This window comes from Xanthomarina gelatinilytica, from assembly GCF_000348685.1.
In the GTDB taxonomy this organism is placed as follows: Bacteria; Bacteroidota; Bacteroidia; order Flavobacteriales; family Flavobacteriaceae; genus Xanthomarina; species Xanthomarina gelatinilytica.
In genome coordinates, this window is record NZ_ANLA01000004.1 from 461,827 (window position 1) to 480,335 (window position 18,509).

Sequence of the window (18,509 nt, forward strand, 5' to 3'; positions counted from 1 at the left end):
GTTTTCTAAATGATGCTAAAACACTACTTTTGCAAATTAATTTACATTAGAGAAGAATTTACATGGAATTTGTTATAAAAATATCTCAATTTTTATTGAGCCTTTCATTATTGATTGTTTTGCACGAATTAGGACATTTTATTCCTGCCAAACTTTTTAAAACCCGAGTAGAAAAATTTTATCTGTTTTTCGATGTTAAATTTTCTTTGTTCAAGAAAAAAATAGGCGATACCGTTTATGGAATTGGCTGGTTGCCTTTAGGAGGTTATGTTAAGATATCTGGTATGATAGACGAAAGCATGGACAAAGAACAAATGGCGCAACCACCACAACCTTGGGAGTTTCGCTCCAAACCTGCTTGGCAACGTTTAATTATCATGCTTGGTGGTGTAACCGTAAATTTTTTATTGGCCATTTTGATATATATAGGAATGAGCTATTTTTATGGAGACAGAATTTTGCCTAACGAGAATATTAAAGATGGGGTTTTGGTTGAAAGCACTGTCGCTAACAAAGCAGGTCTTTTAACAGGAGATAAAATTATATCGGTTGATGGGGAACCTATTGAAGACTTTTCTCAAATTTCAGAAAAAGTGTTGTTTGGTAAAAACATCACCATAGAAAGGGATGGACAACAGTCCACGGTTACATTGCCAGAGGATTTTTTAGCACAGCTAATAGATTCCAACGAAAAGAAATTTATAGACCTAAGGATGCCTTTTGTTATTGCTGAAGTACCAGATTCTTCTTTCAACAAAGGAAGTGGAATACAAAAAGGAGATATTATTACAGGGTTTAATGATAAAAAAACTAAGTATATAGATGAGGTAATCCCAGCATTGGAAACTTTTAAGGGACAACAGGTTCAAGCTACTGTATTAAGGGATAATAAAGAGCTACAAATACCATTGACCATAAGTGAAGAAGGCAAATTGAGTTTGGTGTATGCCTCTGGAGCAACTCCAGAAACTTTGGAAGCCTTGGGTTACTATAAATTTGAAACCAAAAAATATGGATTTTTTGAATCCATACCAGTTGGATTTGTAAAGACCAAGGAAAAACTGTCTTCATACATCACACAAGTAAAAGCCATTTTTACACCTAGCACTGGAGCCTATAAAGGGGTTGGAGGGTTTAAAGCTATTTACGATATCTTTCCAAACTATTGGAGTTGGCAGGTGTTTTGGAACATTACAGCCTTTTTATCCATTATGTTAGGCTTTTTAAATTTATTGCCAATTCCAGCATTGGATGGAGGTCATGTTATGTTTTTGCTTTACGAAATGGTTTCAGGAAGAAAGCCTGGAGATAAATTTTTAGAGTATGCCCAAATGGTTGGTTTTATCATTTTAATAGCTTTGGTTTTGTTTGCAAATGGCAACGATATTTTTAAAGCTATTTTTAATTAAATTTTTTTAAATATAGTTTGTAGTAATTAATAATTAAATTATATTTGCGCTCGCAAAAGCGAAAAAACACTCCTCCTTAGCTCAGTTGGTTAGAGCATTTGACTGTTAATCAAAGGGTCCTTGGTTCGAGCCCAAGAGGGGGAGCTTAACAAAAGAAAGCCCTTACAGAGATGTAGGGGCTTTTTTGGTTTTATAATTATAATACCTTGTGTTTACATATTACAATCCAAACAATTGAATCGGTTCTACATTGGTTACAGTTCCAATATAGGATTAAGATTGGAATTCCATAAACATCCAGACACAAGAAAATTTACAAGCAACGCACAAGACTGGATTTTATATTACAAGATAGACTGTACCACAAAATCGCAAGCATTGGCCATTGAGGCACATATCAAGCGAATGAAGAGCAAAGTCTATATAGTCAACCTAATAAAACATCCAGAGATCACTACAAAACTTCTAGAGAAGTATCGTGACTGTTAATCAGAGTCCCGAAAGCTTTCGGGATTGGTTCGAGCCCATTGCTTGTCCCGATTCCTATCGGGAAGGGGGAGCTTAACAAAAGAAAGCCCTTACAGAGATGTAGGGGCTTTTTGGCTTAAAATATTACAAGGATGTTCTTTGTTCTTCGTTAAACATCAGTTACTTTTTTTTATAACGCCTTCCATACCACATTAATACTCCAGTAACAGGCAAAGTAGCTGTGAGCAAACTTATTAAAAAGGCCAGAATTTTTCCAGCAATCCCTCCAATGGCTCCAATATGTATATCATAATTCATACGTAGAATTTTATCGGCAAACTTGGCATCTTGATATTTCCCGTAAATGGCAGGTGTTTCCAATTCCTCTAAGGTGTTTTGATCAAAGAACCTATAATCCGAATCGTAATATAGCCCTTTGCTATTGGATACTTCCACATAAATACTTTCCTCATCAGTTTTGGGATAATGCAGCTCAAAAGACTCTGCATCTGGCGATTCCTTTAAAAGTTTAACTATCAAGGTGTCCATTGGTATTATGCCTTCATCCATGGCAACTTTACTTTTATTTTCAGGAATTATAAAAGCTGGAACTTTGTCACCTCCTGTAGATTTATAAACCACATATTTCAACCAGTTGTATGAAATCACAGAGCCTGTAAAAGCTAAAATCAATGCCAATGAACAAACATAAAATCCAATAATGGTGTGCAAATCGAAATTTTTACGTTTCCAACGTGTAGTTTTTTTCCAATCGAATTTTAAACGTTGTTTTAAATTCTTTTTTTTCTTCGGAATCCACAGTATGAATCCAGATATAATAATCATTATGAAGATTAATATAGAAGCTCCAACCACCTGTTCGCCTATGTCCTTGGGTAACCACATTCGCATGTGGCCTTTCAATATAAATGCAAAAAAACCAGATAAATGGTCATCAACTTGAATGACTTTACCAGAGTAAGGGTTTAAAAACACACTTTGATAAAATTCAGGTTCTGCATCGTAGAAAATGACTTCAATGGCATCATCTGCTTTTTTAAATAAGGTACCATGTACTGTATTGTTAGGAAACACGTCTTTAGCAAGTTGCTTAGCTTGGGTTGGAGTTAAAATGGCTTGGTTTTGTGGAACCACTTTTTTATAGTCGTCGTACAGGCTTTCTATTTCCTCTTTAAAAGCCCAGCAACAACCTGTAATAGCTACAATAAAAACCACAAGGCCTGTTGTAAGGCCTAAAATTTTGTGTAACTGGAATATAAATTTTTTAAATGTCATTAATATTATTTTTAAAAGAGCAACTTTTAAATAAGTTGCTCTTTACATACATACTTATTAAAATTGATATGAAAAGTTTGCCAAAAAGGTTCTAGGTGTTTGTGGATTAATGGTTGTCCAACCTTTATAGTATTCTTTGTTGAACGCATTGTTTAGTTTCAAACCAATTCTGTATTTGTTGGCTTGATAAAACACTGATGCGTTGGCAATGGTGTAACTTGGCAATATAAAATCGCCAGTAGATTCGTAATTAATGGCATAACGCTCACTTGCTCCATTAAAACCAAAACCAAGTCCAAACCCATCCAAAGCCCCTTCTTGAAACTCATAGTTAGCCCAGAAATTATACAAGGTTTCAGGTCCTGCTTCAAGAGGTCTTTTATTTAGGATTTCGGTATTGTCGGACTTAGTGGTTTCACTATCATTATTACTGAAGCCAGCTCTAATGTTCAAACCATTTACAGGGTTGGCATTCAGTTCAATTTCAAATCCTTTGCTAACGACCTCTCCACCTTGTATTTTGTTAAAAGGCGAAGATGGATCTGTAATTACCCTATCTTTAACTTTAATATCGTAGTAACTCATTGTAACATTCAATCGGTTGCTAAATAGGTTAGTTTTCACACCAAACTCTAATTGGTTGGCTTGTTCTGGATCGAATGTTTTTAAGGTTTGTGGACCATCATCTGGATTTCCAACCAATTGAGGCGCTACATTTGTAAAGCCGTTTTGATAATTGGCAAAAACTGCAAGTTGGTCTTTAATAGGTTGGTATACGATTCCAAATTTTGGAGAAAGTGTGGTTTGGTTATAATCATCATCAGGATTTGTTAGGTCGCCTTCATTATCAAAATGATCCAAGCGAAGACCAACCATAGCCGATAGTTTTTCGGTAATATCTACCACATCCGAAACATATAAGCTATAGATATGATTTTTAGATTTTACATTGCTCACGCCTTGGGATGCTAAAGCTGCATCAACCCCTGCAGTAGATAACGGATAAGAATCTGTTTCAATTACTGGTGTGAACGGGTTGTCGCCATTGGTTCCACCATCTGGAGTGACATTTCCATAAAAGGCATATCCTGTGCTATTGTTTGTTTGGGTTTCATTAAAATAATCCAAACCAATAACCACTCTGTTTCTTAAAGATGCTATTTTAAAATCACCTATAAAATTTTGTTGGATATCTGTGGTTTGTGTGTTTGCATTTTGCTTGTTAACAAACCTTGTAAAGGTGTTTCCTTCCAATATTCCATAATCAAATAAATAGGAATAATATCCTTTGGTTGATGTGTTACTGGTAGATAATAAGGTTTGTGATTGCCAAGTATCTGATAATTTATAGTCCATTTCCACACGATAGTTCTGTGTTGGGTTTTCCAAGGTTAAATCGTTACTGGTAAAAGACAACTTGTTGTTGTAGCCTAATTCGTCCAGGTTTGATGCTGCCGAAGGCGCACTTCTGTTTAAGAACAAAAAGGTAGGATTGGTTTGTTCGGCCTGTGTGATTTCACCATAAAAAGAAAAGGACAGTCTATTGGTTACTTTATACGATAGAGAAGGTGCTATAAAAAACGATTTTCTAAATCCTGCATCCTGGAAACTTTGTTCTGTTGTGTAAGCTGTGTTTAAACGGAAATAAATATTCTCTTTTTTACTTAAGGCAGTATTGAAATCACCTACAATTTGATTTAATCCGTAAGAACCCGAAGTAAATGATAATTCCCCACCTGTGCCCACATAAGGTTTTTTGGTTACCACATTAATAAGTCCACCATAAGAACTAACAGCATTACCAAACAATGTGGCAGAAGGTCCTTTAAGAACTTCAATACGTTCAATATTTGCAGGATTTATGGTTCCGTTGGTTAAGCCAGGTAAGCCATTTACCAATTGGGGTTGCACAGAAAATCCACGAAGCGAGTAGTAACCAGCTCCATCTCCACCACGTCCAGTTGAGGTCCATAATTGCTCGACTCCAGTGGCGTTTTTCAAGGCATCATCGAAATTTGTAACGGTTTGTGATTTTAAAATTTCATTGGTTATCGTACTATAAACCTGTGTGTTTTCTATGTCTTTTAAAGGAAGCTTAGATACATAAGCTGTTTTCTTTCTGGAAAACATATTTCTACGTTCTCCATTGATTACTACTTCAGTTAAAATTTCATTTCCTTCATACAGGGTTATGTTTCCCAAGTCCAGATTTTGATTGTTGGAAATGGATAGGGCAATATCTTTAGTCTTAAAACCCAAATAGGAGAGGGTTAACACATAATCGCCACTTTCAAGATTGGAAATATCAAAGCTACCTTTTTCGTTTGTTTGAGCTCCTTTAGAGGTATTTTTTAAGGACACGTTGGCACCTATTATTGGCATTTGGTTACTGTCTGTAACGGTTCCAGTAATAGTAGCTTGTTGTGCAAAAGAAAGGTGTGTAAATAGTATAAATGCTAGGATTTGTAATGGGTATTTCATTTGTATTTATTTAGACTTAATATAAATAGTTAATTTTCGGCAAAACTATTTATGATTTTCGATATACCCAAATTATTTATAATAAATCTAAATAAAGATTTTTAACTGCTTGATTTTGTGCTAATGCTTTATGAGTTTAAATAATTATATGTACAGTAAAAAGATGTAATTGACTATACTAATTTCTTAATGTGACCTGAGAAGAAGGTTTAAAACGTTAGTAAAAATATCTTTTTTTATTGAAGAATAAATGTAACATCATATACAAAAGTAAGGGCATTTAAACCATGTTATATAGACTGGGTTCTGTTTCCATAAAACTATCTTATAGAAACACATACATTAACTTTTATTTTTTCACAAAATCAGGCCATCTATTTAAATATTCAATAAACTTTTTGCCTAATCCTTCCTTTGTAAGGTGTTCTTTTGAAACAGGAATAGCTATTGGATTAAAATTAGGATTTTCTATAACCAATTTTGGAAAGTTATGATGTAGTATAGCCGATTTCCCTATAGTTACAAAATCCACTCCAGAATCTAATATTTTTTGCACATCGGCAGCATTACTAATTTTTCCAGCAACAGTCCATTTTACATGTTTAAAATTTAAGGATTTAAAATGTTCTAATAAACTGATGTTTTGATATTTTTCTTCATAGGGCATTTTAAAACAATCCCATAAGGATAAATCAAGAAAATCAATAGCTCCATCATTGATTAATTTCTGACAAACCCATTTTATTTCATCAATGTCCATTCCAAATCTTTCTGGAGACAATCTAACACCAAGTAAAAAATTTTCACCACATGTTTCTCTAATGGCATTAACTATTTCAAATAGAAGTCGAGACCTATTTACTAATGATCCACCATATTCATCCGTTCTTTTATTTATTTCTGAACTTAAAAATTGGGTTAAAACATATCCATGAGCACCATGAACTTCCACACCATCATAACCACATTTTTTAGCCCGAATAGCTGCTGAAATAAAATGGTCTCTTAGTTGTTTAACTTCTTCTAAAGTAAGGCCTCTTGAATTTGTTTCTTCATTATCAGAAGGGCAAACAGGTTTTTCATTTATTAATTCAGCTGGAGTTCGCATTCCAGCATGATGTAACTGAATTACAGCTAAACTTCCATGTTCTTTAATTTGAGATGCTAATTTTATGTGTCCTTCGTTTAGATCATCACTAAAAATACCTAATTGACCAGGAAACCCTTTTCCAATTTCTTGCACATGTGATGCGCATGTCATTACCAACCCAAATCCTCCTTCTGCTCTCATTGTTAACCATTTTAATTCATCTTCAGAGAGTTTGCCATTTTCATGGCTTTGTTGGTTGGTTAATGGAGCTAACATAAATCTATTTTTCATGGATTTACCACAAGGAAAATTTAAGGTTGAATTGGCATTTATCATAATAAAATATTTTGAATGTAAATTTAAGTAGAAACTTAAATTAATACCTTTAAAAGCTATAACTTATAAAGAATTAATAATTTTTTTAAACTAATTCTAAAAAAGACCAAAAGGTATGATATTTATCATCTTTTGGCTCAGAAGGATTTCTCATATTTGTCGCTTATTTAATTTTAAAAAAAATTAAAAAGATGACTTTATCAAGATCCCTTCATACATTTCATATTCCAGTTATGGGTTTGGCTTATACCATAGATAGTCCCATTCGTGTGGCTCAATACGGTATTTCTTCTGTAATTTCTATTATAGACGATGAGCTCATGGAGAAAATGAATGCGTTTTACAGTAAAAAATTTAATTTACCCTATAGGGAGATTTCAAAAAAAGCCGAGGATTATCGTGCCAAGCGCATTACCTCTTATTTAAATTTGGTGGACAGCATTGTTAAGGACAAGTTTGCAAAATTTAAGGCAGAACTGTCTGAGAGTAAAGAAACTTTAGAAAATTTTTTGGCAACCTTACCTAATACATCGTCTTTTAAAGAAGGTCTTTCTGGGTTTTTAAATGAAGGTACGTTGTTAAAAGACAACATTAAAAATTATCTGGAAACACATTTAAAACCTGGAGACATTGATGTAAATATCATGACCAAAGTAGATAAGGATAATTTTGTGAAAGGCGACCCATTGCCTGTGGAATTTAACGATGCGCATGCGTCACTTCGAGGTTTTGCCGAGAGTGACTTAAACTCCTCTGTTGTGCTCTCTGCTGGTATGAATCCGAGATTGTACAGTTATTTTGAGAATTTTAAAGACTTTTTTCCAAACTCACAAGGGCAATTGACAAAGAAAATTATTTTAAAGGTTAGCGATTACCGTTCCGCTACCATACAAGGTAGGTTTTTAGCTAAAAAAGGGCTTTGGGTTTCAGAATACAGAATAGAATCCGGTTTAAATTGTGGTGGTCATGCCTTTGCCACGGAAGGCTTTTTATTGGGTCCTATTTTAGAGGAATTTAAAAATAAAAAAGAAGCTTTGATACAAGACACACACGAGGTCTTGGTTAAAGCATTGGATCAAAAAGGAATAGATGTTCCACATCAACCTTTGGATTTAAAAATTACGGTTCAAGGAGGTGTGGGAACTGCCAGTGAACACGAATTTCTTCTTGAAAATTATCAAGTGGACTCCGTAGGTTGGGGAACCCCTTTTTTGTTGGTGCCAGAAGCCACTTCCGTAGATAAGCAAACAAGGGATTTGTTGGCCAAAGCGCAAGAGAAAGACTTATACTTAAGTGGTATTTCGCCTTTAGGCGTCCCTTTTAATACTATTAAAGGAACCACCAACGAATTCTTCAAACAAAAACGTATCAATGATAACAAGGCTGGCAGTTCTTGTCCGAAGAAATTTTTGGCTTTAAGCAAGGAATTTGGTCCAGAAGGTATTTGTACAGCATCCAAAAAATATCAGGATGTGAAATTACAGGAACTGGAAAGCAAAAAGTTTGAGGTTTCACAAAATATGTACGAAAACGCTAAAGCAAAAATCACCGAAAAGGCCTGTCTTTGTGTTGGTTTGGCAAATGCGTCTTATTTAGAAAACAATATTCCCATTAAAGGTCAGGAGCAAGGTGTGGTTATTTGTCCAGGACCCAATATGGCGTATTTTGATAAAGAAGTATCCCTTTTTAACATGATGCAACATATTTATGGAAAGGCATCTGTACTTGCAAATGTGAATAGACCCAATATGTTTGTAAAGGAATTGAAAATGTACATGGCGTATTTACAAAATGAAATAACTACAGTTTCAGAAGACATTACAAGCAAACAAATAAAAAAATGGGAAGCCTTTAAAAACAATCTGTTGGAAGGGATTACCTATTATCAGGAGTTGTTTGTTTCAAGCATTTCAAATGAAAACAAGCAAATTCAAGAAGAACTTGGTATTTATAAGCAAGAACTAACAGCCTTGATGATTCCGGAAATGGAACCGGTTTAATTTCACTAAAAAATAATTAAGAATCTGTTTTTCTATTATCAATTACCATCACAGGTTTTCTACTCATAATAGGGAATTGCAGTTTTTGAATAACTTTTTTATCGTGGATTTCAATTTTTGGGGACACACGCAATTTGGCCCTAAAATGATCTTTTATTCGAGACAGCAATTTATCGGAAGGTGTTTTGGTGGCTATTTTGATACAAATTTCGTCTGTGCAAATATTATTGTTTGAAATTTCTATAATGTAACACTCCACTTCGTTAAAATCGTTTAAAATATTATCCATGGCTGGTGGATATAAGGTCGTGCCTTTATATTTTATCATTTGTTTTTTTCTGCCTACAACAGGTCCAAGACGCATGGTGTTCCTACCACAGCCACAAGCTTCTGTATGAGCTTGTACCATATCTCCTGTTTTAAAACGCAACAATGGCATGCCTTCAACGCCTAACGTGGTAATGGTTAATTCGCCAACATGGTTTGCTGGAACAGCTTGATCGTTTTCGTCCAAAATTTCTGCAATAATCAATTCTGGGTGATGGTGTCCACCTTGCTGTTTTTCACATTCGTTAAATGCTGTGTTCATTTCGGTGGAGGCATAGGTTGAAAACAACTTTATATTCCATTGAGAGGTTATTTTTTCGGCCAAGGTGTTCAAGGAAAAATCTTGATTGCGCAAAGGTTCTCCAATACAAATGGCACCTTTAACACCTGAAGTTTTTAAGTCGATATCATGTTGTTTGGCATATTCTATCAATTTCAATAAAAAAGATGGAACAGCAATTAAATAGGTAGGTTTAAATTTTAAGATGGAATCCCATTGCAATTCTGGGATGCCTGCTCCAACCCTTATTATACCTGCACCAAGTTTTCTTGCTCCAAGAAAATAGGCCAATCCTGCCATAAAACGCCTGTCTATGGTGGTCATAAGTTGCATGACATCGTTTTCCGTAACACCAGAACAAGCAAAGGAAATGGCTTCGTTATAGGCCAACCGGTTTAAATCGTTATCGGTTAAAGCAAAGGTTACAGGATCTCCCAAGGTGCCAGAAGTTGTGACATAATCAATAATTTTATTTTTTTCCACACATAAAAAATCGTTGTTGTATTGTTGCAACTGATCTTTTGTGGTGGTAGGAATTTTGGCCAAGTCTTCTAATGAATTTATGGTATTGACATCAATATGGTGTTTTTTAAAAATACCTTGATAGTAAGGTGAATTCTTGTTTAAATACTGTAATAGGTCTTTCAGTTTCTCTTCTTGAAAGCGTTTTATGTCTTGGGATGTTGCTTGTTCTATTTTGGGAATCATTCGTTTAATTTCCTTTTTATCTTCTTAATATACAAATCTATCTGTTCTTGGTCTGGAACGGTTGTAATTTCTTTGGTTTTTGCTTTTTCAAAAGCATTAAGGGCAGCTCTGTAATATTTTTTTTCATAATTGTATTTACCAACTAAATAATAGGCTTGCCAATATTCTGGATTAAGCTTTTGTAATTCTTCCAACATGATAGGAACTAGCTGCTCATTGTTGCTTATGGCTTTTTCAACTTGTCTGCTAAGAATGCGATAAGCTTCATAGTCCATATAGGCTTGAGTATATTGAAACTGATCTTCTTCTATGGTTAATGCTAAATTGTTCAATGGTTCTGCCTGTTTGTTTTTTGGTGCTTCGTTAAAAATGGTATTCAAGTTGTAAGCAACAAATTCACCTAATTGGTAAGGGTTTGATGACACCCAAACCAAACGCTCTGCTGGTTTAAACACAATGCCATGATGTGCCAAAAGCTGATTTAAAGCTTTTTCATTACCATAGCCTATGGATGTATCATCCAACCCTTCTTTGTTTCGCAACATATGGACTGCAATTTCTGGAGTGAGTTTTGGTGTTTCGTTTAACAATTCTTCCATGCGTTGGTAACGATATTGCGAATGACTTTCGGCTTTGTGTTTGGTGTTTTTTTCATCATTGGCATAAGCCTCACTTTGAAAGTGATTAGAGCAAATTAACTGATTGGAGTTTTCAAGGTCATATACCCCAAAATTATTTGGAGAGACTTCTATGGTAATGGCACGATTGTCTTTGGCGCTTCCTATAAAAATGGACTCCGATACAAAAACCTGACGTTTTTTGGCAATGGCAATCGCTTCTTCAATATTGGAAGCATATTGCAAAATCTCTCGGGTAAGAATGGAAATAGGTGTTTTTGCTACCCAAGGAATATCCGATTTTCCAGCATTGATGGTAACGGTTAGGCCTTGATTGTTCATACCAGACACCACGCCCATCATGCCAGCCCAAGTAACAGACATGAAAGGATAGCCATTGCTGGGTTTTACAAAGGCAATTATTTTGTTTTTTGCAAAAGGGTCTCCTGCATAAAAATCGAAATTTCTTCCAATAATCAGGTTGCCATCTTCGGTTTTGTTTCCCCATGCTGCAAAAGACGAACAACCAACAAGCATCAAATCCTGAAGCGCATGTCCTATGTCGTGTGCACTATGAAAATATAGAATCCGTAAGTAATCGTCTGCAACGTAATCGTAGGTATCTCCTGCGTATTTAGAGACACCCAATATTTCGGATTTGTATTCTTCTGGAACGTGTAAATACATTTTTCGGTTGTACCAAGCCAGCATTTTTCGAAGTAGGTATTGCTTGAATTTAGAAGGTACCAATTCGTCCACCTTACTTAAAAACGCATGTTCTTGTTCTTCAAAAAGCTCTTGGGTTAAACTTCCTGTATTAAGTCCTATTTGGTATGGATCTCCAGACACATACATTTCCCATTGGCCAAATTTGTTTTTGGTGAGATAGCCTTTTTCAGTGATGAATGAACTGTCGGAAATTTTTTCCCGCTTAGGAATTTGTTGATTGTAGCTGCTAACGTCTGGAACATCTTTCAAGGATTTTGATACACCACAAGACATCAAGCTAAGCAGTAAAAATACAAGTAATATGTTAATTCTTACTTTCATGCCTGTTGAGGTTTTGTAGGTTTGTTGGCTTCTATAATTTTATTTAACAAATATTCCTGGCCTAGTATTTCCGAACAGGTTACCACAGCTCCAATGGTAACTCCTAAAATGCCATGCATATTTAAGCATTGTCCTGTAAACAGGAGGTTTTCTATTTTGGTTTTTGGTGAAATGAACGATTGCATGGATTTATTCACATCTTTGGCATAACCATACATGGAACCTTTATTGGTGGCTATATAATCCCTATAGGATAAAGGTGAGGAGGTATAGGTTTCCAAAATACATTCCCTGATGTTTGGGAACTTTTTTTCTAGTTCTTTAATGATTTTTTCGGCTTTTTCCTTTTTAAATTCTTCGTAAGTTTGCCCTCTTTCATTTTTATTTGCAACAGTGTTAAAGGTGTTTGCCCAAGGTTCTACCTCTTCATAACGCATGTAGGTCATAATGGTCATGTTGTCGGCATATTCATCGTTGTTTTTTTTAATTCCCATGGAAAGCATATAGTTTTCTGGCCAAGTATCTTGGGTATAATGTTGTGCTTTCCAAACAGCATCAATTGATTTGAAATGATAATAATTTTTGTTTAAATACTTAAAACAACCCGGTTTTAATACAATATATAAGCTAAAAGCTGCAATGGTACTTTCTATGTTTTCAATTCTATTGGTATAGGATTTTCGCAATTTGCCTTCTCCAACAAGTTTTAAAGTGAGTTTTGGGTCTATGTTCGATATAAACAGGTCGCCTTCAATTTCATTACAATTTTCACACACAACGGAACGTATTTTATCTTCTTTGAATGTAAATTTTACGGCTTCATGATATTTGTACACTTCGCCTCCTGCTTCCAATAGTCTCCGTATTAAGAATTTGGTAATTTGACTGCCTCCATTTAAGCATCTGTACGCACTTTGAATATAGGAGTTTACAGATAGCGAATGCACATAAAATGGGGTTTTGTAACCATCTCCTGCATAAAGGAAATTGGTTCCAGCCAAAACAGCTTGCAAACGTTTGTTGTTTGTTATGGATTCTAAAAACTCCCTTATTTGAAGCCTAAATACACCATCTGCATAAGGTCTGCCTAATTTTAAGCGATAGAGGGGAAACTTATCACAAGTTTCCTTTATTTTTTCGCAATAGGCTTTGATAGCTCCAGCTTCTTCAGGAAAATCCTTAATTAAACTTTTGCTGAATCTCTCGTAGCCTTGAGCATAGTTGTATTCGTTTTCATCGTCATCAAAAGTAATCACATCAAAAGCTTCTTCATCCATTTTTTTCAAGGCCAATTCCTCCATAATCCCTAAATAGTTGAAATATTGATAGAGGTTTTGCCCTTTGTTCAAACTGCCAATGTAATGAACTCCTGTATCGAATATGGATTTATCCCTTACAAAGGTTTGAAGGTTGCCACCATATTGCTGGTTTTTTTCCAAAACACAAACACTGTAACCTTCCTTGGCAAGAATAACGGCAGATACTAGACCTCCTAAGCCACTGCCAACTATAACAACATCGTATTTGGATTTTGGTTTCAAATAGTTTCTGTTTTGGTAAATATGAACAAGTTTTCTGTTTCTTGAACCACTTTAAACCCATGGTTTTTTAAAACATTTAAATATACTTCTTGATTTGCATGAAGCAAAACAATGTGTGTCACTCCATTTAAAATTAGAGTTTCCATCTGTTTGTTGTCTAACTGAAAATGATCTAGAATAAGCACCTCTGTTTTAACATTTAAGCTGTTATCTAAGCTATCTAAAACTGAAATACGATAGTGATTATTGCTTATGTAGCTGTTTCTTATAAGGTTGCTATAAGGTTTATCATTATAGTAGGTAAGGATTTTTCTGTCTGGTTTATCCAATGCCAATAAAAAATCCAGTTGGCCACATGCTTTTGAAAAATGAAGGATGCTTGCTTTGTCGCCAACAACATCCATAATGGTTTTATAAGCTGTTTTGTTGGCCTTCAAGTCTGTTTTAACTTGTTGATAGACAGCATCACCTTTATACCTAAAATCTTCCAGGACCACTTTGTGAAAATAGGTTTCGTCTTCAACCTTGTTTCTAAAAGCTTGAAATTCCTGTTTGAAATATGAACTGATTTTCTTGGTTTTGTCTCTGGTGCTTCCTTTTAATCTATTGTCTTCAAAAGGTATTCTATCTAGAATGTTTACGGTTAAGGTGCCACTTTTTATAACAAAATTTCCCTTTGGAAGGATTTCAGAATTTCCATGAATCAATACAGGAACAAGATCCAGTTTAAACTGTTCGGCCAAAAAGAAAGCCCCTTTATGAAAACGTTTCATTTTGTTGGTATAAGAGCGTGTGCCTTCAGGGAAAGCCATTAAACTATAACCTTGATCCACTTTTTTCTGTAAATGCGAAATCCCATTTTCTATACCACTGGAAACCGGATAAAAACCAGCCAATTTTACGGCTTTACCAAAAAATGGTGAATTATAGACCCAATCGTTTACCAGAAAGATAATTTTTGGGTGCAGCATACCAATAGCCAAAATGTCTAAAAAGGAAGTATGATTGGCAATAATGATTGCTTGTTTCTCAAAGGTTTCGTTTGAATGGTTGATAACTTTTGTTTTGAAAAACGGATAAGAATCCAAAACGGATTTCATGAATTTAGACATGACTCTGTGAAACCAATTCATTTTAATTTTCATGCTTATTGGAACCACTTTCATGACTGCAATTCCAAATAAGGATAAAAACAAGCCTCCCAAACCATAATACGCAAAGGAAATGGACGAATGAACAAACATGAGTACAGGCGAAGGTCTGTTGTGCTTGCTTCCTATAAAAAAACCAAACAATATAGGTTGCAGTGCAAACGAAATAAACATGGCAGACAATATACCGATTAGGGACACCAAAGAAATACTGTGTAATGCAGGATGTTTGGCAAAAATTAAAACGCCAACACCTAAAATAGTGGTAATTACAGAAAGTAAAATGGATGTTTTATGCGTTGGCAAGGAACGTTCCCCTGTTCGTAATTCGTGTAACAAGCCGTTGGTTATAAAAATACTGTAATCGATGCCCAAACCAAAAATAAAGGTTGAAATGATGATGTTGAAAATATTGAATTGAACGTCCAAAACTCCCATAATCCCAATGGTTAGCAACCAAGTTAAGGCAATGGGAACTATGGTTACCAAGGTTAAAGAAAAACTGCGATAAAAAACCAGGAGCAGTAATAAAACAACTATAAACGAGTATCCAACCAAACTATTGAAATCGGTTTTTAGGTTGCCCAAAAAGGTTTCGTTCATTTGCTTTCTGTCTATCACCAAAGTATGTGGCGTTTTTTCAAATTTGCTAAAAAGGTTTTCGGTTTGTTCGTCTTTTAATTTTACCAAGGTTGTAATGGTGGTAAAACCGTCTTTGGTTGCTATGTAATCATCAGTAGAGATGGTTTTAAAAGCTTTAAAGTCGGCTATGCTCAAGGTATCAAAATCCGAATTTAAATGAGCATAGAATTCTTGAAAGCTATTGGGTTTAAATCCTAAATCCAAGCCACTTTCAATAAGGTTTTCTTGGACTGCTTGTTTTACTTCCTCTGTCCAAAAGTTTTTCCAATTGGATAAATGTTCATGTTGGATTTCAGTAGATTTTATCAAAGCACTTATAGAGCTAAAGCCTATGATGCTGTCTTTTTCCTTAAGGTGTTTCAAGGTTGAAAAAACGCTGTCGTTTGTTTTTAAAACGTCTTGTTTGTTTGTTCCATAACTGGCAATATATACCGATTTGGAATTGATGTTTGTTAAGGCATCCAATCTGTCTTGCGCTTCCCGAAGGTTTTTCGGCTCAAAGTTTAAATTGGCCAAATCGTTATTAAACGTCACCTTATTGTAGGTAAAATAACTCATAACAAACAGTAGAACCAATCCTATTAAAACCCATTTGTTTTTATGAAGTGGATAAGCAGCCACGTTGTCAATAACTGTGGCTTTTTGTGTTTTTTTGCTTTGGTCCTTATAAACCAAAGGAATAAAAACAAGCGCAAAACTTGAAGCACCAAGCACACTTATGGCAGCAAAAAGTCCTAAGTCCTGAAGCGCTTGAGAGTCCAAAAACAGCAAACATAAAAAAGCCAATGCTGTTGTTAAGCTGCTCATTAAAATAGGCTTAGTAATTTCTTTATAGAGCGCTTTTACGTTGTTGTTGCTTCTAATATGAGTTAAAATATGCAAAGCATAATCTAAGGTAATACCAAGCAATACAGAGCCTATTCCCAAAGAAATGGCCGAAATGTTTGTTCGTATTAAAAAGAGTAAAGCTACAGCCAAAAGCGCTCCAAACGCTGTTGGTGCAAATAAAATAAGAGGCACGCTGAGCTTTCTGTAAAAAACAATCAATATAAGCAGTAAGATGGTTATGGCTATGCCAACCGTTAATTGAATGTCCTGTTTTATCTGTTTGGCATTGGCTACAGCTACTAAAGCGCCACCAAAGTATTCGCTGCTGACCTTTCCTTTAAATTCATGGTTTAATTTGGTGTTTAGGTTGTAAAGTTGTTCTGCAAAAAGGGCATTTTTGGATGTTTCACTAGATGGATGTGTGGGAGAAATAAACAATAAAATATGTTTCTTGTCCTTACTTAACAAAAAGCCATTGTGCATGGTAAACTCATTGCCAAAACTTAGTTGTTGTAATTTTTTTAAAGCTAAAAACGACACACCTAAAGGATCTCTTAAAATGGTTTCCTTAGCCACCATTCCAGAAGGGGAAATCAAGGTTTTGTAATTGGCTTTGGTAATGGCTTCTATACTATCCTTTTGGAGTTTGTTTTTTATGGTGTTGTAATCTGAAGATTCCAGGAAATGAGGCAAATTGTTGTAAACAAAATCCAAGGTGTTCAAGATTTCTTCATCTTCAACCTTGCCTTGAATTTTTGTGAAATAGTTGCTGGACGTGTTATGGATGCTATCAATAAATTGTGATGCGTATTGGGTTAAATCTGTAATGGAACCTGCTGATTCCCTCTTGATGTTAACAATAATTTTATCGGCAAAATTGACAGATTTTAAAACTTTTTGGGCATCACTATTTGTTTCGTTAATTGGGATAAGTTTAGTGATATCCTCTTCAAACTCAATTTTTGATGCCAAAAACCCTAAGCTTAACACCACTAGCAATAATGCCACAAAGCCTATTATTTTTCTTGTGGCCAAGTAGGTGTGTATGTTGTAAAAAAAGTTAGTCATTTTTTAAAGCCATATTCTTCTTATTAAAAAAGCTGAAGAAAACAAATCCTGTGAAACCAAAAACAAGGGCTCCAATGGTTGCTAGGGTAAAACTTCCTACAAGATACGTTTTTAGATGTTTCAAAGCTTCAAAATCAGTCGTCATTTCTTCAATGGAATAGGAAATTTTTTCGCCTAAAACCCATTGTCCCAGTTCTAAACTAGCAAAAATAATAAAAGGAATAAAAGGAGGTAAGCTTACGTTTGAAAAAGCAAAAGCAATGGCTTTATTTAACTTTAAGAAAACGGCCAAGGTTATCACCAAAAACGTATGAAATCCCCAAAGAGGCGAAAAGCCTATAAAAGTTCCTAAGGCAATGGATAGTGCTTTCTTTTTTGGCGAATCGTTACTGCCAAGCAAATCTTCTATTAAAAATCGTTTAAGGCCTTTTTTTTTAATAATTTTTAACAGCCTTTTTGGGAAGTAGTAAATGGCTGTCAAGAAAACCAACCAGGTATTTAAGATGCTAATTCGGGTAAAATCCTTAAAGGGTCTAAAGTGCGACACGCGTTCAGACTCATCATATAATACTTGTATGGGAATGTTTTTAACTTCCACATCTTTCCAAGCTGTTTTTACAATAACTTCAATCTCAAACTCAAATTTAGTGGTGTAAAAGTTGAGTTTTTTAAGAACGTTTAATGGATATAACCTAAACCCAGATTGTGTATCTTGAAGCTTGATCCCAGTTTCTACCCAAAACCAAAAATTAGAAAACTTGTTTCCAAAACTGCTTTTTCCCGGAACACTTTCGTGACTCATGTTTCGAGCTCCAATAATCAAGATATCTTTGGCTTGGTTTTGTTCCAGCTCGTTGATAAAATGTGGAATATCGTTAGGGAAATGCTGTCCATCGGAATCGATGGTAATGGCAAACTTATAGCCCAAAGATATGGCGTGTTTAAAACCTTCCCTTAAGGCAACCCCTTTTCCTTTGTTTTCTGGAAAATGGACTTGCTGAATGTTAGGGTATGCTTTTAAAATGCTGGAAGTTGTGTCTGTAGAACCATCATTTACAACAATTAGGTTGTTGGTTAACTCCAAAACACCATTAATGACCCGTTTTAATGTGTGCTGGTTATTGTATGTTGGAATGATGACACATACACCTAAATCTGTAATTTTTTGTCTGGTTAGCTCTAAATTCACTTAAAAAAGCATGCTTTTGTTATAATGT

At 34.9% G+C, this 18,509-nt stretch carries 11 protein-coding genes and 1 tRNA gene; 4 read left to right on the forward strand and 8 right to left on the reverse strand.

Annotated elements, in window-relative coordinates; translation table 11 throughout:
• Nucleotides 1-62 precede the first annotated feature (62 nt).
• The 3 genes from rseP (at nt 63) to D778_RS02730 (ending at nt 1,898) form a co-directional block, all read left to right on the forward strand.
• Entirely contained in the window at nt 63-1,409 is a 1,347-nt protein-coding gene (gene rseP, locus D778_RS02720; protein WP_007647448.1) for an RIP metalloprotease RseP, read from the forward strand.
• Between the two features lie 70 nt (nt 1,410-1,479).
• Nucleotides 1,480-1,553: transfer RNA gene (locus tag D778_RS02725), tRNA-Asn, on the forward strand.
• A 72-nt stretch (nt 1,554-1,625) separates the two neighbouring features.
• On the forward strand, nt 1,626-1,898 hold the full coding sequence (locus D778_RS02730) for a GIY-YIG nuclease family protein (RefSeq protein ID WP_081602615.1): 273 nt from the start codon (nt 1,626-1,628) through the stop codon (nt 1,896-1,898).
• 159 nt (nt 1,899-2,057) lie between these two features.
• Here the strand turns inward: D778_RS02730 and D778_RS02735 are convergent, their stop codons facing one another.
• From D778_RS02735 to D778_RS02745, 3 genes are all read right to left on the reverse strand, one after another.
• Nucleotides 2,058-3,173: a PepSY-associated TM helix domain-containing protein gene (locus D778_RS02735; protein WP_007647452.1), complete on the reverse strand. Its 1,116-nt coding sequence runs from the start codon at nt 3,171-3,173 to the stop codon at nt 2,058-2,060.
• Nucleotides 3,174-3,230: 57 nt separating this feature from the next.
• A complete protein-coding gene (locus tag D778_RS02740; protein WP_007647454.1) occupies nt 3,231-5,654 on the reverse strand; it encodes a TonB-dependent receptor in 2,424 nt (807 codons plus the stop codon).
• 349 nt (nt 5,655-6,003) lie between these two features.
• The gene (locus D778_RS02745) at nt 6,004-7,035 is read right to left on the reverse strand and encodes an NADH:flavin oxidoreductase (protein ID WP_202898517.1); all 1,032 of its coding nucleotides are present in this window, start codon (nt 7,033-7,035) and stop codon (nt 6,004-6,006) included.
• 236 nt (nt 7,036-7,271) lie between these two features.
• Between D778_RS02745 and D778_RS02750 the strand changes: the two genes are divergently transcribed.
• Complete coding sequence (locus tag D778_RS02750; protein ID WP_040491276.1) at nt 7,272-9,080, forward strand: hypothetical protein; 1,809 nt, start codon at nt 7,272-7,274, stop codon at nt 9,078-9,080.
• A gap of 16 nt (nt 9,081-9,096) precedes the next feature.
• Here the strand turns inward: D778_RS02750 and flxY are convergent, their stop codons facing one another.
• Genes flxY through D778_RS02775 form a run of 5 tightly spaced genes read right to left on the reverse strand, consistent with a single transcriptional unit; the run spans nt 9,097 to nt 18,481 of the window.
• Nucleotides 9,097-10,395, reverse strand: coding sequence for a flexirubin biosynthesis putative acyl-CoA ligase FlxY (gene flxY / locus D778_RS02755; RefSeq protein ID WP_007647458.1), 1,299 nt, complete (start codon nt 10,393-10,395; stop codon nt 9,097-9,099).
• Nucleotides 10,392-12,062, reverse strand: a complete 1,671-nt coding sequence (locus D778_RS02760) for a C45 family autoproteolytic acyltransferase/hydolase (RefSeq protein ID WP_007647459.1) — start codon at nt 12,060-12,062, stop codon at nt 10,392-10,394. Before D778_RS02760 ends, flxY begins: the two co-directional genes overlap by 4 nt.
• The gene (locus D778_RS02765) at nt 12,059-13,603 is read right to left on the reverse strand and encodes a phytoene desaturase family protein (protein ID WP_007647460.1); all 1,545 of its coding nucleotides are present in this window, start codon (nt 13,601-13,603) and stop codon (nt 12,059-12,061) included. The genes D778_RS02760 and D778_RS02765 overlap by 4 nt, the downstream gene beginning before the upstream one ends.
• A complete protein-coding gene (locus D778_RS02770; protein WP_040491279.1) occupies nt 13,600-17,292 on the reverse strand; it encodes an MMPL family transporter in 3,693 nt (1,230 codons plus the stop codon). The genes D778_RS02765 and D778_RS02770 overlap by 4 nt, the downstream gene beginning before the upstream one ends.
• Nucleotides 17,285-18,481, reverse strand: a complete 1,197-nt coding sequence (locus D778_RS02775; protein WP_007647462.1) for a DUF2062 domain-containing protein — start codon at nt 18,479-18,481, stop codon at nt 17,285-17,287. The genes D778_RS02770 and D778_RS02775 overlap by 8 nt, the downstream gene beginning before the upstream one ends.
• Nucleotides 18,482-18,509: the final 28 nt, after the last annotated feature.